This window comes from Rhodococcus sp. IEGM 1305 (genome assembly GCF_030058635.1).
In the GTDB taxonomy this organism is placed as follows: domain Bacteria; phylum Actinomycetota; class Actinomycetes; order Mycobacteriales; family Mycobacteriaceae; genus Rhodococcus_F; species Rhodococcus_F opacus_D.
This window is the reverse complement of record NZ_JASHKX010000054.1, coordinates 19723-40829: the sequence shown is the minus strand read 5'-3', so window position 1 is coordinate 40829 and position 21107 is coordinate 19723. Positions and strand designations below refer to the sequence as shown.

Sequence of the window (21107 nt, the reverse complement as noted above, 5' to 3'; positions counted from 1 at the left end):
GGTCCGAGGCCGAGAAGCAGGAAGAACTCGACAACAACTGCCAGTCCATCCTCGGCTACGTGGTCCGCTGGATCGACGCCGGCGTCGGCTGCTCCAAGGTCCCCGACATCCACGACGTCGCCCTGATGGAAGACCGCGCCACCCTCCGCATCTCGTCCCAGCTGCTGGCGAACTGGATCCGGCACGCAGTGGTCACCGCCGACCAGGTCGTGCAGTCGCTGCAACGGATGGCCCCGGTCGTGGACCGGCAGAACCAGAACGACCCCACCTACCGGCCGCTGGCCCCCGACTTCGACACCAACATCGCCTTCCAGGCCGCGAAGGAACTGATCCTCGACGGCACCAAGCAGCCGTCGGGCTACACCGAACCGATCCTGCACCGCCGCCGCCGCGAATACAAAGCAGCCAACGCCTGACCGGTCGCCCCCCACGTGAGTGGCAAAGCGTGCTCGCGCACGCTTTGCCACTCACGTGTCAGGTCGGGTTGATCCTGCGCATCACTACACTGCGAGGGTCAACGTCGAACTCGTCGGACAGGGGCTGGAAAGCACGTGGGGCAGCATCGCGGCGAATCGCGCGCCAGGGGTATCAGCAGGGGGCCTTTGATCGTGCTCGGTCTCGTCGTCGTGATCGCGGCAGGTGTCGTGGGCTGGTTCCAGTTGCGTGACCGGATCACCGATCAGGGCGTGGCTGCCGCGGGCGCCTGCGTGGAAGGCGAATCCGTGCTCGCGGTCGCGGCGGATCCCGACATCGCACCCCAGCTCCAGACTCTCGCCGACCATTTCACGGAGACTGCCCCGGTGATCCGCGATCAGTGCGTGTCGGTGACGGTCACCGCCGTCGCGTCCGACACCGTGCGCGACGCCTTGTCCGCGGGGCCGGACGGCCCGTGGGACGCAGCGGCGCTCGGGCCTCGCCCCGCTCTGTGGATTCCGTCGAGCTCGCATTCCGTCAAGCAGGTGTCGGCGACCGGCGTCATCAGCGGCGAAGCGCGTCCCGTGGCGACCAGCCCCGTCGTGCTCGCGGTCCGGACGGCGTTCGCGAACGCGCCGGGCACGCCGGCGATCGACTGGAAGGACTTGCCGTCGCTGCAGACCGGCCGCGACTCCCTCGCGACTCTCGGCCTGCCGGGCTGGGGCAGCCTGGGGATGGCGCTCCCCGTCGGCCCCGGCGCCGAGAGCACGGAGATGGCAGTCGAAGCGGTTGCAGCCGCGGTCGCGGGAAGCCCCACGGGTCCGGTGACGGAGGAGCAGGCTCGTTCTGCTCCCGTCACGTCGGCACTCACCGGTCTGGCGCTCGGCTACGAGGCGTCGTCGGGGACGAAGCCCGCGACGACGCGGGAGGCGCTCACCGCGCTGGCCGAGCAGGGCGATCCCGCCACCTCCGGCATCCACGCGGTCGCGGCCACCGAACAGCAGGTCTACCAGGCCCTGCGCGACGCACCCGGAGCCGACATCACCACATCGATGCCGAAAGGCCCGACACCCGTGGCAGATCACCCCGCGGCCGTTCTGGCCGGCCCGTCCGTCGACGAGACACAGAGCCGCGCCGCCGCGCAGTTCGCGGAGTTCGTCCGTCGACCCGAACAGGCACAGGTCCTGGCCGACGCCGGGTTCCGCGTCGAGGGACTCGCCCGGCCCGACGACACCGCGCTGGCCTTTCCCGGTTTCGAATCCACCCTCGTTCCCGCGGATGCGGCCGCTGCGGCCGAGCTGATGCAGGTGATCCGGAATCCGATCACCCCCCGCACCTCCACCGTCCTGCTCGACGTTTCCAGCTCGATGGGAGAGCGCGAGGGGACGGCGACGCGCCTGGCGAACACGACGGCAGCGCTCACAGCCCACGTCGACCGTTCTCCGGACTCGTCGAACCTCGGGCTGTGGGAGTACAGCACGACGCTCGACGGGTCGCGGCCGTACACGACCGTGGTCGCGACCGGTCCCCTCCCGGCGGGCGGTTTCACGGAGGGCACCCGCAGGCAGGCACTCGACGCCCGGCTCGCCAAGGCGACACCCGCCACCGGGTCTTCGACGTACACGTCGCTCGAAGCGGCCTACAAGAGCGCGGTGGACGGATACACGCCGGGCCGCACCAACTCGGTGCTGCTCGTCACCGACGGGGCCAACGACGACTCCGTTGCCCGCGCGGATCTGCTGTCCGCCATCGCTGCGGCCTCGAGCACGTCGAAGCCGGTGCGCATCGACGTGGTGACGATCGGCGAGAACTCCGACCTCAACACGTTGCAGGCGTTGGCCGATCGCACCGGCGGGTCGCTGGAGAAGGTCGCGTCCTCGGACGGAGCGGCACTGCCGACCGCGATCAGCAAGTTGCTGTCGTGACGAGGCTCCTGGTCTTCGCGGTCTTCCTCGCACTCGTCACATGGTGGCTCCATCGGCGACTCGTGCGGGCCACCGGGCTGGGCCGGCCCTGGTCGGTGGTCGTCGACGTGACCCTCGTGGTCCTGTGGGTTCTCGCGGTCATCGGCGTCGGCAGCGGCGAAGCCTTCGATCCGGGATGGGCGCGTCCCCCGGGATGGGTGGGCTGGGTGTGGCTCGGCGCGATGTTCTATCTGGTGCTCGGGCTTCTCCTGGTCGCGATGGTGTCGCTGCTGACGCGGCTGTTCGGCCGCCTGCGCGGCACCGGGAACGACGAACAGGTCGATCTGTCGCGGCGGCGAAGCCTGCGCATCGCCACCGCCGTCGTGGTGGTGGGTGCCGTCGGCGCCGCCGGCTACGGGGTGTCGGAGGCCGCGCGGCCGCGGATCGTGCGGGTTCGGGTGCCGCTGAAGCGTCTGCCCGCCGAGTTCGACGGTGTGCGTGTGGCGCTCGTGTCCGACCTTCACGTCGGCCCGGCGCGGGGAGTGGATTTCACCCGGCGGGTCGTCGACCTGGTGAACGCGCAGCAGCCGGATCTCGTCGCGATCGCGGGCGATCTGGTCGACGGGACCGTCGCCAAGGTGTCGCCCGATCTGCAACCGCTCGGCGACCTCGAGGCCCCGCTCGGGGTGTTCGGTGTCAGCGGCAATCACGAGTTCTACGCCGACGACGGTGGTCGCTGGCTGGATGTGTGGGACCGGCTGGGCATCCGGACGCTGCGCAACGAGCGCGCGACGATCACCCGGGGCGGCGCCACCCTCGACGTCGCGGGCATCCACGACTATTCCTCGCCGGCCCCGTACGAACCCGATCTTCCGGCCGCGCTCGCCGGACGCGACCCGTCGACGTTCATCGTGCTGCTCGCGCACGAACCGCGGCAGGCACTGGAAGCGTCCGACCTCGGTGTCGACCTGCAACTGTCGGGGCACACGCACGGCGGGCAGATGTGGCCGCTGCGTTATCTGGTGCCGCTGCAGCAGCCGTCGGTGACGGGATTGGACCGCATCGGGAACACCGTCCTCTATACGACCCGTGGTGTGGGCACGTGGGGTCCGCCCGTGCGGGTGGGCGCCCCACCGGAGATCACGATCCTCGAGCTGGTGCGCGAGGACTGAGCGAGCGATGCCCGCCCCGCGTGAGCGGGACGGGCATCGGCTGTGTCAGGCGTCTTCGAATGCGGAGATCGGCGGGCAGGAGCACACGAGATTGCGGTCGCCGTGTGCACCGTCGATGCGCCGCACCGCCGGCCACACCTTCGGCCGTGCCTTGCCTCGGGGGAAGACCGCCGTCTCACGGGTGTAGGGGTGGTTCCACTCCGCGACCAGGCAACCGGACGTGTGCGGGGCACCGCGCAGCGGGTTGTCGTCCACCGGCCACTCCCCCGCGCCCACGCGGTCGATCTCGGCGCGGATCGCGATCATCGCCTCGCAGAAGGCGTCGATCTCTTCGAGGTTCTCGCTCTCGGTGGGCTCCACCATCAGGGTGCCCGCCACCGGGAAGCTCATCGTCGGTGCGTGGAAACCGTAGTCGGCGAGGCGCTTTGCGACGTCGTCCACGGTCACACCGGTGTCCTTGGTGATCGGCCGGAGGTCGAGGATGCACTCGTGTGCCACCATTCCCCCCTCGCCGGTGTAGAGGACGGGGAAGTACTCGTCCAGGCGGCGCGCGATGTAGTTGGCCGAGGCGATGGCGGTCAGGCTTGCGCGGCGCAGCCCGACGGCGCCCATCATCCGGATGTACGCCCACGTGATCGGGAGGATCGACGCACTGCCGTAGGGGGCCGCGGAGATCGGTCCGGCTGTGCCGAGTTCCGGTGCGAGCGGATGTCCGGGCAGGAACGGCGTGAGGTGGGACCGCACACCGATCGGACCGACGCCGGGGCCACCGCCACCGTGCGGGATGCAGAACGTCTTGTGCAGGTTGAGGTGGCTCACGTCGCCGCCGAACCGGCCGGGACGGGCCAGGCCGACCAGGGCGTTGAGGTTGGCGCCGTCGACGTACACCTGGCCGCCGGCGTCGTGGACGGCGGCGCAGATGTCGGCGATCTCGTGCTCGTACACACCGTGTGTGGACGGGTAGGTGATCATGATCGCCGCGAGGCGCTCGGCATGGTCGGCGATCTTCGCCCGCAGGTCGTCCAGATCCACGTCACCGTTCGGGCGGCAGGCGACGACCTCGACGCGCATCCCGGCCATGACCGCGGATGCGGCGTTGGTGCCGTGGGCGCTCGACGGGATGAGGCAGGTGTCGCGGTGGTCGTCTCCGCGGCTGAGGTGGTAGTTACGGATCGCGAGCAGCCCCGCGTACTCGCCCTGGCTACCGGCATTCGGCTGCAGGCTGACCGCGTCGTAGCCGGTGACGGCCACGAGCCAGTTCTCGAGGTCCTTGATGATGCGGAGGATTCCCGGTGTGTCCCCGGTCGGCGCGAACGGGTGCAGTCCGGCGAACGCGGGCCAGGTGATCGCTTCCATCTCGGCGGTGGCATTGAGCTTCATCGTGCACGAACCGAGGGGGATCATGCTGCGGTCGAGTGCGATGTCCTTGTCGGACAACGCCCGCAGGTAGCGCAGCATCGCCGTCTCGGTGCGATACCGGGTGAACGCCTCGTGCTGCAAGTAGTCGGATCCGCGGAGCTGCGCGTCGGGGACGGACGTGCCCGCTTCCTCGGTCACGGCGCCTTCGCCGCCGAACGCCGCCAGCACCTGGGCGACGTCGTCGGCGGTGGTGGCCTCGTCACAGGCGATGGCGACGTGATCCGCGTCGACGAACCGCAGGTTGATGCCGGCGTCCTTCGCCTTCGCCACCACGTCCGCGGCTCGGCCGGCGACTCGAACGAGGATCGTGTCGAAGAAGTGCTCGTGTACGACGACGGCCCCGGTCCGGCGGAGCGCGGCGGCCAGGGAGTGCGCCGTGTTCGCCACGCGCAGGGCGATCGCCTTCAGGCCCTCGGCGCCGTGGTAGCTGGCGTACATGGCCGCCAGAATCGCCAGCAGCACCTGAGCGGTGCAGATATTCGACGTCGCCTTCTCGCGGCGAATGTGCTGCTCGCGGGTCTGCAGCGCCAGCCGGTACGCCTTGTCACCGTCGGCGTCGACGGAGACGCCCACCAGACGGCCGGGGAGCTGACGTGCATGCTTGGTGTGCACGGCGAGGTAACCGGCGTGCGGGCCACCGAAGCCCATGGGGACACCGAACCGCTGGGTGGTGCCGAAGCAGGCGTCGGCCCCGATCTCGCCGGGCGGGGTGAGGAGCGTGAGTGCCAGCAGATCCGCCCCGACCGCGACCAGTGCGCCGCGCTCGTGGGCGGCGGCGATCACGTCGGTGTAGTCGACGATGCGGCCGGACCCGCCGGGCATCTGCGCGAGGACGCCGAAGAAGTCACCGTCCGGAAGGCCAGCGGACAGGTCGGCCACCACGATCTCGATGCCGAGCGGCTCGGCCCGGGTTTCGACGACGGCCAGCGTCTGCGGGAACAGGTCGGCGTCGACGACGAACCGCGGGGACTTGCTCTTGCTCGCCCGGCGCAGCAGCGTCATCGCCTCGGCGGCGGCGGTGGCTTCGTCGAGCATCGACGAGTTGGCGACCTCCATGCCGGTCAGGTCGGCGACCATCGTCTGGAAGTTGAGGAGCGCTTCGAGGCGGCCCTGGCTGATCTCGGGCTGGTACGGCGTGTAGGCCGTGTACCAGGCCGGGTTCTCGATGATGTTCCGGATCAGCACCGGCGGGGTGAGGGTGTCGTAGTAGCCGAGACCGATCATGGACGTCGCCACGGTGTTCTGCGCGGCGAGTGCGGACAGTTCGGCGAGCGCTTCGTGCTCGGACACCGGTGCAGGCAGCGCGTCGAGGCCGTCGGCGATGCCGCCCGTCACCCCGTCCAGGATGACGGCGGGGACGGCCTTCGACGCGAGGTCGTCGAGCGAATCGGCTCCGACCAGTTCGAGAATGTGCGCGAGTTCCGCAGCGTTCGGGCCGACATGACGATCGGCGAATGTACGGCTTCCAGCGTCGATCACGACAACTCCCAAGCAGTTCGGAGGATCAGGACACGCCCCGCGTAGCGGAACGTCCCTCCCCCTCTGTCGCCTGCTCGAATCGAGCGCCTGAGAGATTCGGTACCGTCGTTCGGGTGTGAAGACGGCCCTTTCCCCGTGGGCGGGTGGGTGCTCCCACCGCTTTCCAGAGACGTCGGAGCCCGCACGGTCCTGTCTGCCTGAGAGATTGACGGGGAGGTGTTGCTCCTTCGGCGCCCGAACTCCCGCACACACGATGTTTCTGTGCTTGCGGTGCCCGGAACTCTCCCGCACGGCGTCGACGCACCGCCAGTCTATGTCACGGCTGCAGATGGCGGCGCAGGCAGCGCCGCGCTCCGATGGATGCGGGCTAGCCCGTCTTGCGGCTCGCGCGGTTCTTGCGTCGCGACGCCAGTTCGTCCTCGGGGCTCTGTTCGCTCTCGCCGCCATCGGCGCGCTCGGCCGGGAAATCGGCGATGGTGCCGGTCAGTTCGCGCATCGCACCGCTCACCGCGATACCGAAGACACCCTGCCCGCCCTGGAGCAGATCGACGACCTCTTCGGGGGACGTGCACTCGTAGACCGTGGTCCCATCCGAGAAAAGTGTGATCTTGGCCAAGTCCCGCACTCCGCGCTTACGGAGGTGGTCGACGGCCACTCGGATGTTCTGCAAGGATATTCCGGTGTCGAGCAGACGCTTGACGATCTTGAGGACGAGGATGTCTTTGAACGAGTACAGCCGTTGGCTGCCCGAACCTGCTGCGCCACGAATGGACGGCACGACGAGCGACGTGCGAGCCCAGTAATCGAGCTGCCGGTAGGTGATTCCCGCGATCTGGCAGGCGATGGGGACGCGGTATCCGACGAGGTCGTCGGGCACGGAATCGTCCGGGAAGAGGCCCGGTTGGATCTCCTCGGAGCTGAATTCGGACTCGGCAACGTTGTCGCCGGGCGCAAGATTCAGCGCATTCTCCTGCGGCCGATCTCCCACTGACTACTCCCTCTCGCATGTTGCACTGAACCCGACGATCAGTGCGCCTGTGACGCGCGTCGCCAGTGCCCGCGGCACAGCCACAGCACATCGAGCGGCGCAAGCGCCACCAGTGACATCGAGCAAGTCCGTACCCTGAACCTACTCAGCGTACGCCCGATACAATCTGCAGGGCAGAAAATCACTGCACTGAACGCTATGACTCCGAAGAGACGGGGTCAACGCAACGCGCCGGAGGAACCTCAACCGTTACTCCGCGCCCGAGGCTTTTCCGACGGCGCAAACTAGCCGTCGGTTGCCTTGAAATCGTCCGGCGACACGGACTCGAGGAATTCCTTGAACTTCTCGACCTCGTCCTCGCGCTCGTCGGGCATAACCAGACCGGCCTCCGTGAGTACCGCTTCCTCGGCGAAGATCGGCACCCCGATTCGCAGCGCGATGGCGATGGAGTCGGACGGGCGGGCCGAGACGCGGGTGTTCTGGTCGAACACGAGGTCGGCATAGAACGTGCCCTCGCGCAGGTCCACGATGCGAACTTCCTTCAGGGTGCGACCGAAGGCTTCGATCAGGTTCTTGATGAGATCGTGGGTCAGCGGACGCGCAGGCTCGACGCCCTGCTGTTCGAGTGCGATCGCGGTGGCCTCGGTCTGGCCGATCCAGATGGGCAGGTACCGCTCGCCGTCGGTTTCACGCAACAGCAGAACAGGTTGACTTTGGGGTTGCTCGACACGAACTCCGATCACGTGCATTTCGCTCATCGCGTCTGCCTCCACCCTGCAATGGTCCGTCCGCGGCACACAATGCCGTACCAGGATTCTATTCGATTCGTGTCTGCTCTTCGACCGTACAGCCGTTCGAGCGCAGCGTCGTTGGGAAGTGGGGACGGTCGGCGAGTTCACCTCACCGATCGAGCGCACCCCGGACTGCCGACTTCACCAGGCAGGTGTGCAACGTCAGAGACAAGGCGGCCAGTTCGCGCACCATCTCCTCGGCGCGATCACGGGCGCCGGCGTCGCGGCCCTTGGCGACAGGCCCGGCGATCTGCGCGACCAGCCCGGCCTCGCGGTCGGCCGCCAGCTTGAACGCCCTCAGGTGCCGCACCTCGAGTCCGAACTCGGACATCGCCCTCGCGGTGCGCGCCAGTGTCACCGCGTCCTCGTCGAAGAATCCCGCCGGCCCGGGAACGACCAGGCCTCCGCGGGTCAGTTCGCCGAGGAACTTCTCGTCGATCCCTGCCCGGGCGATCAGATCGTCGCGGCTGATCCGCACCTCGCGGTCGGTGAGGAACTCCTCCGGGGACACCTCGCCCGGGGCCACCGTGAGCGCGCGCGGCCGGCGCGGCGAAGAATCGCCTGCGCCGACCGTGGCCACACCTCTGTCGATGGCCTCGAGCTGCTCCTTGATGACCTTCAGCGGCAGATACTGATCGCGCTGCGCAGTGAGGACGTAGCGCAGTCGTTCACAGTCGGCGATCGAGAATCGCCGATACCCCGAGGGAGTGCGCTGGGGGCTGATGAGACCCTCGGCTTCGAGGAATCGGATCTTCGAGATCGTCACATCAGGAAAATCGGGGCGGAGTCGATCCAGCACGGAGCCGATCGACATCCCCGATTGCGCCTGCTGCTGCCGCACCGCGGTCATTGGCTACCCGCACCAGCTGACGTCTCACCGATCTGCGAGCCACCGGCAGCGGTCCGGGGTCCGGTCAGGAAAACCAGTCGGAACTTGCCGATCTGGACCTCGTCACCGTTCGCCAGGACAGCCGAGTCGACCGGCTCCCGGTTGACGTAGGTGCCGTTGAGGCTGCCGACGTCGACCACCTGGAACTCGTCGTCCTCCTGACGGAACTCCGCATGACGACGGCTGACGGTCACGTCGTCGAGGAAGATGTCGCTGTCGGGATGCCGTCCCGCGGACGTCGTCGGCTGGTCGAGCAGGAAGCGCGACCCTGCGTTCGGTCCACGCTTGACGACGAGCAGAGCAGAGCCTGCGGGCAGTCCCTCCACACCCGACACCGGAGCTTCCGGAGCCTGGGTTGCCGAGGAGTTGTCGAGCTCATTGAGAAAGTCCGCGCGGAAGACCGACGTGGTTTCCGCCGGCGTCTCCCCATAGACCGCGTCGTTGCCGTTCTCGCTCACCGTTTCTCCTCCTAGTTCGATCATCCAGCAAGATTCGCTGGACTACGCAATGCCACTCGGTACTACATAATTCGGTTCCCGTGCACATTAACTTCTGTGCAAACTCCCACGATCACATTCAAACTACGGACCTGCGCCCCGACACGGCACATGCGTTCAACATCGACCGTACCCTGCGCACGCCGGTGCGTGTAGTGAGACAGGCCGCCAGCACATTACGAACCGGTATTCCGACAGCGGATTTTTCCGGCAACCCGGTTTCCGGGCTGTCGGCACCTTCCGAAACCATCCGATTACCGCCTCGCGTGTTCTCGGGAAATTATCCTGCCGTGATCTCTGCATAGCCGGCGGCGTCCAGCATTTCGGCCAGTGCCGCGTCGAGGGTCGCCTCGTCGTCGACACCGAGGTCCACCAGCCACCCCTGCCCGTAGGGCGCGGAGTTCACGAGTTCCGGGTTGCCGTCCAGATCGGCATTGGCGGCAACGACTTTCGCCGTCAGCGGGGCGAAGATGTCGGAGACGCTCTTGGTGGATTCCACCTCGCCGAACGATTCGCCCGCCGTCACGGCCTCGTCGACCGCCGGAAGCTGGACGAACACGACGTCGCCGAGCTGGGACTGCGCGAAATCGGTGATGCCGACGCGTACCGTCGTGGGCCCCGTCCGCTCGACCCACTCGTGTTCGGCGGTGTACCGACGATCGGCGGGGATTTCGAGCTCACTCACAGTGGCTTCCTTTCGATGGCAATCCGCGGGCGGATGCGAAGATCAATTTCCGGGCTGAGCGTATTGGCGAGGTTTCGCCTCCCGCAAGGCGGCGATCGTGACCTGCTGCGATTGTTCGATCGTCAGCTGTCCGCCGCTGCGCGCGACCGTGTCGACCACCCCGCCGGGAATGTTCAGGGCCGCCGCCAGAGTCGGCGGATCACCGATGGCGACCACGCCGTAGGGGGCGTTCACCTTCCGGCCGTCCACCGACACGCCGCCGGCCGAACCGGACACCCAGGAGTCGACGCCGATCCGGATGGGCGGGCCGTCCGCACCCTGGATCTGGACGGCTTCGGCACCGGCGGCACGCAATTCCTGCACGAGGTCGAGCAGGACCTCGGAGCCGACTCCCTTGTTGGGGTCGGTGATGCGCATCGTCACCCCGGGACCGGTGGCCGGTGCGCTGCCGACCTGGATCGACAGCGCCGTCAACCGGGCCTGCGCCTCGTCGAGCGCCGCTCCGGAACTGCCGCTCTGTTGCAACGTTGCCAAGGTCTGTTCCAGCGATGCGATCTCCTGCCGCAGGGCCGCCTCCCGCTGGTTCAGCGTGTCCAGGACGACCAGGAGATCGGCCGGGCTCGCCGAGTCGAGGGTGTCACCGGACCCGGTGTTCTTCACCTGCGTGACGATCGCGATTCCCAGCCCACCGAGCAGGATCGCGGCCAGCAGCGCGAAGACGACGTGCGATCGCTGCGACGTCGCCGGTTCGTTCCCGTGCAGTTCGTGTCTGCCCTCGTGTCCGCTCACGCCGCGATCACGCCCCGAACAGACGTCGCCGGAGCGCGGCCGCGTTGCCGAAGATGCGGATGCCCAGCACGACGACGATCGCGGTGGACAGCTGGGTTCCGACACCGAGTTGGTCACCGAGCCACACGATCAGGGCGGCCACCAGGACGTTGAACACGAACGAGACGACGAACACCTTCGAGTCGAAGATCTCGTCGAGGTACGCGCGCAGTCCGCCGAACACCGCGTCGAGCGCGGCGACGACGGCGATGGGCAGGTAGGGCTGCACGGCGTCGGGCACTTGCGGGCTGAACACCACGCCCAGCACGATGCCCACGATCAGGGCGAGCACCCCGTAGATCGCGGATCCGCCCTTCAGTGCTGCCTTCATTCGTGTGACTCCTCCATTCGACTCCGCCGTTGTCATCGTGTTCCCACTTCCCGGGCTGCCCGCACTTCCCGCGCCGGGGCGGCGGGCAAGTGGAGATCGTCGGCCTCCGCCACCGCGAAGCCGATGCCGTACAGCTGCGCCACGCTGGACATCCGCAGATAGGCGTCGCTCACCACGAATCCGGTCTGAATCGGTCCCTGCGGGCCGATCGCGGAGACCACGTACGGCGAGAACACCGGCTGGTTGTCCACGAGCATCGCGCCACCCGCCTGGCGGATCGTCACCGACGGGCCGATCCGCACGTCGCCGACCGCGATGGCCTCGGCGCCGCTCGCCCACAGCGAATTGACGACCGACTGGAGGTCGCGGTCGAGCACCACGGCCTTCCCCCCGACACTGCGCTGGGACGAGTCGGAGAGGTTGGGCTTGGCTGCGGGGTCCGTCAACGTCACGGTCAGGCCGGGACCGTGCACGGCCTCGACTCCGGCATCCCCCTCGAGGCCGCGAAGCTCGTCGAGCAGTGCCGCGCCTCGGGCGTCGCCGGCCAGCGCGGTGGCGCGCGCGTCGTCGGTCTGTGTCGACAGCGTGTCCCGGGTGGCGGCGAGGGCGCCCGCCCGATCCTCTGCGTCCTGCACCTTGCTCAGGAGTTCGGACCGCACCTGCTCGGTGCCGGGGATGCGTTCGGTGGCCTGGCGGTAGGCGACCGACAGCACGAGCCCGACGAGCAGCGCGCCGATCGCGATCCACACCTGCTGACCGACCCGTGTCTGCCGTGAATGTCCCTGTTCACGATCCTCGGCCGCACCCTCGTACCCGGGGTCCAGATGATCGTTCATCAGGGACTGCAGCAGGGACGGCACCGGATTCCTGCGGATTCCGGAATCTGTCCGTTTCATCACTGGACCTCGTGTTCGTCGCCGCCCGGTCCTCGCACGGGAACGGTGCGCGCGACGGTCAGCGCGTTCACGGTGTAGAGCAGCCCGGTCCACACGTAGAGCACCGTGCCCCAGATCAGGAGCGCCGCGCCGAGCGGCTGCGCCACGGTCGCGATGCTCCAGTCACCGTGCGCCGCGAGGGTCATCGGCAGCGCGAACATCAGCAGGAAGGTGGCACCCTTGCCGAGGTACATCACGTCGGGGGGTGGCAGCCCGCGCCGTCGGTAGATGATCAGCGTCAGCGCGAGAACGGCGTCGCGGCCGATCAGGATCGCCGCGACCCACCACGGGATGAACCCGCGCAGGACGAACGTCACCAGCGTCGTGACGACGTAGAGGCGATCGACGAAGGGGTCGAGCAGCGCACCCAGCTTCGACGACTGGTCGAGGATCCGCGCCAGCTTGCCGTCGAGCCAGTCGGTGAAGCCGCTGATCATGAGGATCGCGAGTGCCCACCCGTCGGAGTGGGTGACGAGCAGCAGGTACACGAACAGCGGCACGCCGAGGAGTCGAACCACGCTCAGGAGGTTCGGGACGGTCACGATCCGGTCCGACCGCACAGTGTCCCGGTCCACCGAATTCACCAAAATCTCCCCAGCGTCGAGTGCGGACCTGTTTTCGGGCGCTCGTCGCACCGCTCTCGCCACTCTTCCACAACCGGGATGGTGTTCAGTCGATCGTCCCGTCCGTCCGGCCGTGTCACTCGCCCCGCGCAACGTCCGGTCGCGGTGGGGCCGGGACGCGCGCGACGGCGTCCGCGGTCAGACTTCCCAGGTACAGCCACCCGTCGTGCTCCCGCACACCTGTGACGGGGGAATAGCTGCTCTTGCCTCCGCGCAGGCTGTGCACGATCTCGCCGCGGTGATCGAGGGCGATCACCCAGCCGGCGTGCTCCGGATTCGGCTGCACGGCCTCCGGCAGATTCGCCGCGACGATGCGCAGCGTGGGATAGGGCGCGAGCAGGTCGAGCAAGCGCATCCGCGGGCTGTAGAGCGCCACCCAGAACAGGCCGTCCCGTGTCTGGGACGTCATGTTGTCCGGTATGCCGGGCAGATTCGCGGCCCACACCGACGCCGCACCCTGCGACGGGCCGGTCAGGTCGACGCGGGAGATCTGGTACGAGCCGGTCTCGGCGACGAGGACGAACGATTCGTCCGAGGCCAGTCCCACACCGTTGGCGAACTGCAGTCCCTCGGCGAGGAGGTCGGTCTCCCCCGTCCGCGGGTCCAGACGCAGCAGACGGCCGGTCCCGCGGTGCTCGAGAAGGTCGTAGCGGTGGTCGGCGATCGTGAAGTGCGCCGAGGAGTCGGTGAAGTACACGATGCCGTCCCGGCCGACCGCCGAGTTGTTGCACGCCACGAGTGGGCGCCCGGCCGCGGCGTCGGCGAGCACGTCGACGCGTCCCTTGTCGTCGACCCGCAGCACACCGCGCTCGGCGTCGCAGATCAGGAACCTGCCGTCGTCGAGGACCTCGACCCCGAGGGGGCGCCCGTGGGTGTTCGCGAGTTCGGTGGCGTGTCCGTGGCTGTCGAACCGCCAGATCCGGCCGTCGTTGCCTCCGGTGACCACCCGGCCGTCGTGATCGACGGCGACGTCCTCCGGGCCTTCTCCGGCGGGGAGCGTCCAGCGGTGCGCGTCGTCGAGCACCCTGTTGGGAGCGAGCACTCCCGTGAGCGTCGGCGGCGGCGGGGCGTGCCAGACGACGGGGTCGACACCGGTGCGGTCGAGCTTGCGGGCGAGAGACTCGAAGAGGGTCACGAACTGTGAGATTAGTCGTGTCCGCCGGTCGATATGGTCTCGCTAACGCCAGGCGAACACCGGCTGGTCGAATCCGTCGATGCGCGTGTGTCTCCCGTGCAGCGCGACCTCCCGGAACTGGTACACGACCGCGCCGGTGGGGGCATGCACGAGGTGACGGCGGAACGGCCACTGGATCACCGGTTTCGACGATTCGGGGATCTCGACGAACCGCGGCTCCGCGTCGATCTCGGGAACGCCCACCGAGAACACTTCCGCCACTTCCTCGCGGTTGGGGACGAGCGACGTGATCGGCTGGTCCGACCACACGACGAACGGGGTGATGACGTACCCGGAGCGGGTGACGTAGTCGTCGAGCCTGCCGAGCACCGCGGACGGCTCCACGTCGAGGCCGAGTTCCTCGTGCAGCTCGCGCCGGGCGGCGTCCTCGCCGGTCTCCCCCGGATCCACTCCGCCGCCGGGCAACGCGAACTGCCCCGGATGCGCACGCATCTTGCTCGGGCGCATGGTCAGCGGAACGGCCTGACCGTCGGCGCCATCGTTCATCACGGCGATCACGACCGCCGCGGACCGCCGATTCGTCGGGTCCACGATCCGTGGTTCGAACCGTGCCAGCGCGTCGGCGAGCCGTTCCCTGCTCAGTGCGTGCCCATTCACCATCACCCGACAGTATCGCCAGTCGCGGCGAAACCCACGCTCCGATCCCCCGCGTTTCGAACCCCGCGCCGGCCGTCAGCCGAGCAATTGCTGCCGGATCTCGTTCTTGAGCACCTTCCCCAGTGTGGAACGAGGCAGATCGGGCCAGACCAGGATTTCCTTCGGGGTCTTCACGCTGCCGATGCGCGCTTTCACGAACGCCGTGAGTGCGTCGGCCTCGATCGGTGTTCCGGCTCGGGACTGGACGACGGCGACGACACGTTCACCCCATTTCTCGTCGGGGAGCCCGATCACCCCGCAGTCCTGGATTCCGGGGTACGCCATGAGCGCCTGTTCCACCTCGACGGAATAGACGTTGAATCCGCCGGTGATGATCATGTCCTTGGACCGGTCGACGATGTACAGAAAGTTGTCGTCGTCGAGGTACCCGATGTCGCCCGTGTGATGCCAGCCGTGCGCCGACGCCTCCTGCGTCGCAACAAGATTCTTGTAGTACCCCGTCATGACGAGCGAGCTGCGCACGACCACTTCGCCTCGCTCACCGGCAGGCAGCAGGGCCCCCTGCCCGTCCATGATGGCGACGGTGACCAGCGGGGAGGGCCTGCCTGCGGAGCTCAGCCGGGCTGTCGCGACCGAGCCGTCGGCGTGGAAATGGTCTTTCGGCGCCATCGTCGCGATCATCATCGGCGCCTCGCTCTGCCCGAACAGCTGGGCCATCACGGGCCCGATCCGGGTCAGCGCTTCTTCGAGCCGGGTCGGCGAGATCGGTGCCGCGCCATACCAGAAGCATTGCAGCGAACTCAGGTCCGTCGCCTCCAGGTCGGCGTGGTCCAGCAGCATGTAGATCAGGGTCGGCGGAAGGAAGGTGTGGGTGACGCGGTCCCGGTCGATGTGCGCGAGGAACTGCCCCAGGTCGGGCGTGGGCATGATGACCACCTGTCCGCCGAGGGCGAGAATTGGAAAACACAGGACACCGGCCGCGTGCGTCAAAGGCGCGAGGGCGAGGTAGACCGGTCTGCCGTCGAACGGGTAGCTCATCAGGGTCAGCGCAGACATTGTCTCGATGTTCCGGCCGGTGAGCATCACCCCCTTCGGCCTCCCCGTCGTCCCGCCGGTGCCGACGATCAGTGCGAGATCGTCGACCGGCTCGACGTCGAGACGTTCGGTACCCAGCCAGTCGTCGAACGGGTGGGCGTACTCCTCGTCGCCGTCGAGACACACGAGCGTCGTCAGCAGCGGCAACTGCCGACGGATCCGATCGACCAAGGGCGCGAACGCCTTCTGGAAGATCAAGCAGCGACAGTCGAAGAGGGCGAGCAGGTCCCGATTCTCCGCCGCCTCGTTCCGCGGGTTGATCGGGCACCACACCGCCCCCGCCCGGCTGATCCCGAAGACGCACGAGAACGCGGTCGGATCGTTGCCGGACAGGACGGCCACCTTGTCACCGGCGGCGATCCCCGACCGGGCCAGCGCGGCCGCGACGCGCCGGCTCAGGTCCTGTACATCGGCGTACGACAGCGTCCGGTCACCCATCGTCAGGCACGGCGACGACGGACCGAGCGAGGCACCCTTGTCGAGGTAGTCGGTCAAACGCATGGTGCGGTTCTCCTCGAGGTCGCGGCCGGGACGATCAGCTCTGCACGGTGAGAACCGGCTCCATCACGAGGCCGAAGCTCCGCAGGACTCCCAGGAGTTCGCGATGCCCGAACGCCTGGCACGCCGACGCGAGACCCGTCCGCTTCGGAGGCTGCTGCAACAGGGAGTACGCGGCGTACGCCTGCAGGAGACCCGTCTGCTTGTAGTTGCAGTTGCCGTGGATGACACAGTGCGCCCGCCCCAGCGGCCCCGACGCGTACACGGAGTCGAGCGACGTGTTGACCCGTGGGTTCTCCCGCGGCGGCATTCCCGCCTGCACGGAGCCGGCGATCTCCGCGAGCGCCGCGTCCTGCTCGTCCGCGGGAAGGGTCTTGATCTGCTCCTCGACCATCTTCTGCGTCGCGACGACACCCTCCATCACGGAACGGTCGAACACGCCGCCTGCCGCCTTCACGTTCGCCACCCGTGGATCGTCCTTGAACCACACGGGATGGCAGGTGCCGCCCCACGGCAGCGCGAGGGCCATCTGGTGCTGCCCCGGCACCACGACCTCGAACGTGGTACCTGGGTCCCACTTCGCGTACCGGTTCTGTTCCAGGTAGTACCAGTCGGCTTTGAGGATCGTGAAGATCGTCTGCGTGGACGCATAGGTGGGAAAGCCCTTCCACAACACCAGGATGTCGAGGGTGTCCAATCCCGGCGTCTCCAGCGCGATGTTCGCGGCGATCTCACCGGTGGTGTACATCTGCGCGACACCGGGTGACAGCAGCAGACCCTTCTCCGCGAACTTGTCGCCGAACTTCGCCTGCACGTCCAGAACCCAGTCCTGCTCACCGGTCGTGTCGGTGTAGTGACAGCCCGCGGCGAGAGCCGCCTCGACGACGACGGCACCGTGCTTGATGAACGGGCCGACCATGTTGCTGACAACCCTTGCACCACTGAACAATTCCGTCAGGGCCGGGACGGTGTGCTCGACCTCGACCACCTCGTGGTCGACGGTGTCCAGGCCGGGAATCCGGTCGAGCACTTCCTGGATCCGCTTCTTGTCCCGGCCCGCGGCGACGAACGGAATGTTGAACTCGCGCAGGTATTCACACACGAGGCGCCCGGTGTATCCGGAGACTCCGTAGACGATGACGGGCTTCTTGTCGGTCATGAGATGCCTTTCGGTATGTGAGAAAAGTTCGGGAGATCGGTTACATGCCCATGCCACCGTCGACCGGCAGGCCGATTCCGGTGACGAAGCGAGCGGCGTCGGAGGCCAGGAAGACGACGGTGTCGGCGATGTCCGCGACCTCGCCGAGACGCCCGAGAGGCGTCAGGCCGATCACGTCGGCGACCGCGGCGTCGGCGCTGGGCCACAGTCCGAGCCGCTCCATGTCGGCGGCCAGCCCGAGTCCCATCTCCGTGGCGACCAGCCCGGGGTACACGCAGTTCACGCGGACGCCGTACCCGAGTTTGCCTGCCTCCTGGGCCGCGACCCGGGTCAGCCGGTCGACGGCCGACTTGGTGGCGGAGTAGCCGGCGATGCCCGGGAACGGGATGGTCGCGGCGACCGAGGAGACGTTGACGATCGCCCCGCCCGATCCCGCTGCGCCTCCGGGGCGCATCGCGCGCAGACCGTGCTTCAGACCGAGCGCGACACCGAGAATGTTGACCTCGCACATCCGGCGGATGTCGGCGGGATCGATGTCGACCACGAGTGACGAGATCTCGATGCCCGCGTTGTTGACGAGGAGGTCGAGTCCGCCGAGTTGCTCCACGGTGGCAGCGACGGCGCGCTCCCAGTTGCCGTCGTCGGTGACGTCGAGTTTCACGAATCCGGTGTCGACGCCGGACTTCGCGACGGAATCGGCAGTCGCGCGCCCTTCCTCCTCGAGGACGTCGCCGATCACGACCGCCGCACCGGCGTCGGCGAGGGCGGCAGCCATACCGGCGCCCAACCCCTTCGCACCACCGGTGACCAGCGCTTTCCGTCCTGCAAGATCACTGACGCTCATTCCGACCTGCCTTCGTACGGGACGATTCGCGGAAACCACGTCACGAGATCGAGTCCGCGATGTGGTGTGGATCACAGAGTATTCGACTTTGGACGACTGTCAAGAATTCTCTTGACGACTGTCAAGTTTTTGTTACACAGTCGTCAAGGAACGCGGGCTAGACTGATGCTCACCGTGCTGGACCGTGCGAGCCGAACAGGAAGAATGCCGTGACACCCGTCGCCGAGAAGAACGCCGATCGGGTCTCGCGCCGCCAGGTCGACAAGTTCGCCGAGCGCCGGGATCAGCTCGCCGAGGCCGCGTTGCAGACCCTCTCTGAACTCGGCTACGCCCGCACCAGTCTCCGGGAGATCGCCCAGAACTCCGAGTTCTCCCACGGCGTCCTGCACTACTACTTCAGCGACAAGGTCGATCTGATCACGCACTGCGTGCGGCACTACAAGGCCCGGTGCGTCACGCGATACGACGGGGTGGTCGCCACGGCGCAGACTCCCGAGGAGTTGAAGGCGGGATTCGGCCGGGTGCTGGTGGCTTCGCTCCGCGACGAGGCCACCATGCATCGCCTCTGGTACGACCTCCGCTCGCAGTCGCTGTTCGAGGAATCGTTCCGCGCAGACGTCGCCGCGATCGACAAGAGCCTCGAAAACATGATCTGGCGCATCGTGTCCCGGTACGCGGAGTTGGCGGGGCGCACGATCACCGTCGCCCCGGCCACCATGTATGCGGTCTTCGACGGACTGTTCCAGCAGAGCCTCGCGAAGTATCTGTCGGGGGACGACACGGCGGCGGACAGCCTCGCGGACAACGTCGATCAGGTACTGGCGCTCGTCATTCCGGCACGGTAGGGCCGGTCACTTCTCGGCTGCGGCCTTGATTCGCTGCGCGAAATCGGGTGCGTCCTTCCGGGCCGCCCGAAGCGCGAGAGGTGCGATCAGCTTTCCGATTCCGTGGCCCTCCAGCACGTTGAAGATCGTCACCTTGGTGCCTGCCCCCGAGGGTTCGAGGTCGTAACCACCCTCTTTCGCGGTGACGGTATTCTTCGAACGCTCCGCCCAGCGAATCTTCTGTGGCGCCTCGAATTCGGTGATCTCGAACTCCCGCTTCGTGGTCATCCCGGCGTCCTTGACGGTGCTGACGAAGAGGGTGCCGACACCGGGCGGACCGTCCGTCTTCTTCACGATCTCCTGCACCCGGGGACTGAAGTCCCGGTCGTTGACCCCGGCGGCGAGGTACTCGAACACTTCCTCGATGGGGCGATCGATCACAACAGTGCCTTCGAACCGTCCAGCCATGCCAGCCTCCCGTTTCCGTGACCTGCCGGGTTCCGACGTTACTCGCGACGTAGCCGCGGCGCGGTCACATCGCCACCGGGCCGACGGTCATAGAAGTGACGGCGCGCAACGCGGCGTCTCCCCGCAAGGACCCTGCGCACAGGAAGACTTCGACATGGACATCTCGGTCAGCGACACCTCCCGGGTCGGGCGATCGACCCCGGCACGCCCGTTTCTCTCCACCGCCCGCGGCACACTCACGCTGACGCTGTTGTGCGCCGTGGCATTTCTCGACTTCGTCGACGCATCCATCGTCAACATCGCCCTGCCCGACATGCGCAGCGACCTGGACATCTCGGTTCAGGAACTGCAATGGGTCCCGAGCGCCTACCTCCTCACCTATGGCGGTTTCATGCTGCTCGGCGGCCGCCTGGCCGACCTGCTCGGTCGCCGTCGCGTTCTTGTCACCGGCACCGTCGTGATCGGGCTGTCATCGCTGATCGGCGGTTTCGCCGGAAGCGCGGAGGTCCTGATCGGCGCACGACTCGCGCAGGGTGTCGGTGCGGCACTGATGCTTCCGGCCGCGCTGTCGATTCTGACGACGACATTCGAGGAGGGCCCCGAACGGCACACCGCACTCGGCGTCTGGGCCGGGGTGGGCGGTCTCGCTTCCGCCGTCGGTGTCTTTCTCGGCGGCGTGCTCACCGAGGGACCGGGCTGGCGATGGGTGCTGTTCGTCAACCCTGTCGCGTGCGCGCTCGTGCTTCCGGCGGTCTTCGCGCTCATTCCCGGCGACCGGCGCCGCGCCCGGTTCGCGAACTTCGACGTCGCCGGCAGTGTGCTCGGCACCGGCGGGATGCTGTTGCTCGTCTACGCCCTGGTGGAGGCACCCGACCAGGGATGGGGCAGCGCTCGCACGATCGCCGGGTTCGCCGGTGCGTTCGTGCTGATCGTGGCGTTCGTGATCAACGAGCAGCGCAGCCCGCACCCCCTGCTGCCGCTGTCGATCTTCCGCGTCAGGGGCCTTGCCGCCGCGAATGTCACAGGACTGATCGCCTTTGCGGGTCTCATCGCGATGTTCTTCTTCCTCACCCTCTACATGCAGAACGTTCTCGGCTACTCCCCCATCCAGACCGGTGCGGCCTACCTCCCGCTCTGCCTGGGGGTCGGGGTCGCCGCCGGGGTGTGCTCCCAGTTGCTGACCCGGACCGGAACCCGTCCCGTCGTCGTCGTGGGAGCGCTGGTGGCCTCGGCCGGCCTGTACCTGCTGTCCCGGATCCCCGTCGACGGCTCCTATCTCAGCGATCTGCTGCCCGGACTGATGATCGTGTCGTTCGGTCTCGGCGCCGTCTTCGTCGGCGTCACGACCGCGGCCAACGCCGGTGTGCCTGCCGGCGAGGCAGGGCTCGCGGCAGCGTTGCTGAACGCCTCCCAGCAGGTCGGCAGCGCACTCGGTCTCGCGATCTTCGCCGCGATCGCCACCTCGCATTCCC

At 67.7% G+C, this 21107-nt stretch carries 19 protein-coding genes, 2 pseudogenes and 1 riboswitch; of the genes and pseudogenes, 5 read left to right on the top strand and 16 right to left on the bottom strand.

The window, feature by feature from the left end:
- From QM693_RS35465 to QM693_RS35455, 3 genes and pseudogenes are all read left to right on the top strand, one after another.
- A pseudogene (locus QM693_RS35465) lies at window positions 1-416 on the top strand (malate synthase G); the annotation flags it as partial.
- Between the two features lie 192 nt (window positions 417-608).
- Entirely contained in the window at window positions 609-2339 is a 1731-nt protein-coding gene (locus tag QM693_RS35460; RefSeq protein WP_283354633.1) for a substrate-binding domain-containing protein, read from the top strand.
- On the top strand, window positions 2336-3490 hold the full coding sequence (locus QM693_RS35455; RefSeq protein WP_283354632.1) for a metallophosphoesterase: 1155 nt from the start codon (window positions 2336-2338) through the stop codon (window positions 3488-3490). The genes QM693_RS35460 and QM693_RS35455 overlap by 4 nt, the downstream gene beginning before the upstream one ends.
- Window positions 3491-3535: 45 nt before the next feature.
- Here QM693_RS35455 and gcvP read toward each other — a convergent pair whose 3' ends face one another.
- The 15 genes from gcvP to QM693_RS35380 form a co-directional block, all read right to left on the bottom strand.
- On the bottom strand, window positions 3536-6388 hold the full coding sequence (gene gcvP / locus QM693_RS35450) for an aminomethyl-transferring glycine dehydrogenase (RefSeq protein WP_283335167.1): 2853 nt from the start codon (window positions 6386-6388) through the stop codon (window positions 3536-3538).
- Window positions 6389-6562: 174 nt separating this feature from the next.
- Window positions 6563-6686, bottom strand: a riboswitch (glycine riboswitch).
- Between the two features lie 69 nt (window positions 6687-6755).
- Window positions 6756-7376: a MerR family transcriptional regulator gene (locus QM693_RS35445; RefSeq protein ID WP_037229402.1), complete on the bottom strand. Its 621-nt coding sequence runs from the start codon at window positions 7374-7376 to the stop codon at window positions 6756-6758.
- 284 nt (window positions 7377-7660) lie between these two features.
- Window positions 7661-8134: a bifunctional nuclease family protein gene (locus tag QM693_RS35440; RefSeq protein ID WP_105422646.1), complete on the bottom strand. Its 474-nt coding sequence runs from the start codon at window positions 8132-8134 to the stop codon at window positions 7661-7663.
- Between the two features lie 142 nt (window positions 8135-8276).
- Window positions 8277-9017, bottom strand: coding sequence for a transcriptional regulator FtsR (gene ftsR / locus QM693_RS35435; protein ID WP_105422644.1), 741 nt, complete (start codon window positions 9015-9017; stop codon window positions 8277-8279).
- Complete coding sequence (odhI, locus tag QM693_RS35430) at window positions 9014-9538, bottom strand: oxoglutarate dehydrogenase inhibitor Odhl (protein ID WP_411194628.1); 525 nt, start codon at window positions 9536-9538, stop codon at window positions 9014-9016. The genes ftsR and odhI overlap by 4 nt, the downstream gene beginning before the upstream one ends.
- A 295-nt stretch (window positions 9539-9833) precedes the next feature.
- Complete coding sequence (gcvH, locus tag QM693_RS35425) at window positions 9834-10238, bottom strand: glycine cleavage system protein GcvH (RefSeq protein ID WP_105422642.1); 405 nt, start codon at window positions 10236-10238, stop codon at window positions 9834-9836.
- 42 nt (window positions 10239-10280) lie between these two features.
- Window positions 10281-11027: a DUF881 domain-containing protein gene (locus QM693_RS35420; protein ID WP_283354631.1), complete on the bottom strand. Its 747-nt coding sequence runs from the start codon at window positions 11025-11027 to the stop codon at window positions 10281-10283.
- A gap of 7 nt (window positions 11028-11034) precedes the next feature.
- Window positions 11035-11397 carry a small basic family protein gene (locus QM693_RS35415; protein WP_005264197.1) on the bottom strand — a complete coding sequence of 121 codons (363 nt, stop codon included), beginning with the start codon at window positions 11395-11397 and terminating at the stop codon, window positions 11035-11037.
- 32 nt (window positions 11398-11429) lie between these two features.
- On the bottom strand, window positions 11430-12293 hold the full coding sequence (locus QM693_RS35410; protein WP_283354630.1) for a DUF881 domain-containing protein: 864 nt from the start codon (window positions 12291-12293) through the stop codon (window positions 11430-11432).
- Window positions 12293-12916, bottom strand: a complete 624-nt coding sequence (locus tag QM693_RS35405; protein ID WP_280784892.1) for a CDP-alcohol phosphatidyltransferase family protein — start codon at window positions 12914-12916, stop codon at window positions 12293-12295. Before QM693_RS35405 ends, QM693_RS35410 begins: the two co-directional genes overlap by 1 nt.
- A gap of 115 nt (window positions 12917-13031) precedes the next feature.
- Window positions 13032-14090, bottom strand: coding sequence for an SMP-30/gluconolactonase/LRE family protein (locus QM693_RS35400; protein ID WP_283354629.1), 1059 nt, complete (start codon window positions 14088-14090; stop codon window positions 13032-13034).
- A gap of 42 nt (window positions 14091-14132) precedes the next feature.
- Complete coding sequence (locus tag QM693_RS35395) at window positions 14133-14750, bottom strand: NUDIX hydrolase (RefSeq protein ID WP_025432828.1); 618 nt, start codon at window positions 14748-14750, stop codon at window positions 14133-14135.
- A gap of 72 nt (window positions 14751-14822) precedes the next feature.
- On the bottom strand, window positions 14823-16343 hold the full coding sequence (locus tag QM693_RS35390) for an AMP-binding protein (RefSeq protein ID WP_283335171.1): 1521 nt from the start codon (window positions 16341-16343) through the stop codon (window positions 14823-14825).
- A 34-nt stretch (window positions 16344-16377) separates the two neighbouring features.
- A complete protein-coding gene (locus QM693_RS35385; protein ID WP_280784894.1) occupies window positions 16378-17499 on the bottom strand; it encodes a DUF5938 domain-containing protein in 1122 nt (373 codons plus the stop codon).
- A gap of 40 nt (window positions 17500-17539) precedes the next feature.
- Window positions 17540-18343 (bottom strand): SDR family NAD(P)-dependent oxidoreductase, encoded by an 804-nt coding sequence (locus QM693_RS35380; RefSeq protein WP_105422626.1) that lies wholly within the window; start codon window positions 18341-18343, stop codon window positions 17540-17542.
- 209 nt (window positions 18344-18552) lie between these two features.
- Between QM693_RS35380 and QM693_RS35375 the strand changes: the two genes are divergently transcribed.
- The gene (locus tag QM693_RS35375) at window positions 18553-19188 is read left to right on the top strand and encodes a TetR/AcrR family transcriptional regulator (RefSeq protein WP_280784895.1); all 636 of its coding nucleotides are present in this window, start codon (window positions 18553-18555) and stop codon (window positions 19186-19188) included.
- A gap of 6 nt (window positions 19189-19194) precedes the next feature.
- Here the strand turns inward: QM693_RS35375 and QM693_RS35370 are convergent, their stop codons facing one another.
- Complete coding sequence (locus QM693_RS35370) at window positions 19195-19635, bottom strand: SRPBCC family protein (protein WP_283335172.1); 441 nt, start codon at window positions 19633-19635, stop codon at window positions 19195-19197.
- On the opposite strand from QM693_RS35370, the pseudogene QM693_RS35365 reads away from it, so the two are divergent.
- Window positions 19592-21010: pseudogene (locus tag QM693_RS35365) on the top strand (MFS transporter); the annotation flags it as partial. The gene QM693_RS35370 and the pseudogene QM693_RS35365 sit on opposite strands and share 44 nt — an antisense overlap.
- Window positions 21011-21107: the final 97 nt, after the last annotated feature.

Bases quoted from the DNA above. Each gene is read 5' to 3' on its own strand.
- QM693_RS35410 (WP_283354630.1), bottom strand. From the start codon at position 12,293: ATGAAACGGACAGATTCCGGAATCCGCAGGAATCCGGTGCCGTCCCTG.
- QM693_RS35380 (WP_105422626.1), bottom strand. From the start codon at position 18,343: ATGAGCGTCAGTGATCTTGCAGGACGGAAAGCGCTGGTCACCGGTGGT.
- ftsR (WP_105422644.1), bottom strand. From the start codon at position 9,017: ATGACCGCGGTGCGGCAGCAGCAGGCGCAATCGGGGATGTCGATCGGC.
- odhI (WP_411194628.1), bottom strand. From the start codon at position 9,538: ATGATCGAACTAGGAGGAGAAACGGTGAGCGAGAACGGCAACGACGCG.
- QM693_RS35395 (WP_025432828.1), bottom strand. From the start codon at position 14,750: ATGGTGAATGGGCACGCACTGAGCAGGGAACGGCTCGCCGACGCGCTG.
- QM693_RS35390 (WP_283335171.1), bottom strand. From the start codon at position 16,343: ATGCGTTTGACCGACTACCTCGACAAGGGTGCCTCGCTCGGTCCGTCG.
- QM693_RS35440 (WP_105422646.1), bottom strand. From the start codon at position 8,134: ATGAGCGAAATGCACGTGATCGGAGTTCGTGTCGAGCAACCCCAAAGT.
- QM693_RS35385 (WP_280784894.1), bottom strand. From the start codon at position 17,499: ATGACCGACAAGAAGCCCGTCATCGTCTACGGAGTCTCCGGATACACC.
- QM693_RS35370 (WP_283335172.1), bottom strand. From the start codon at position 19,635: ATGGCTGGACGGTTCGAAGGCACTGTTGTGATCGATCGCCCCATCGAG.
- QM693_RS35415 (WP_005264197.1), bottom strand. From the start codon at position 11,397: ATGAAGGCAGCACTGAAGGGCGGATCCGCGATCTACGGGGTGCTCGCC.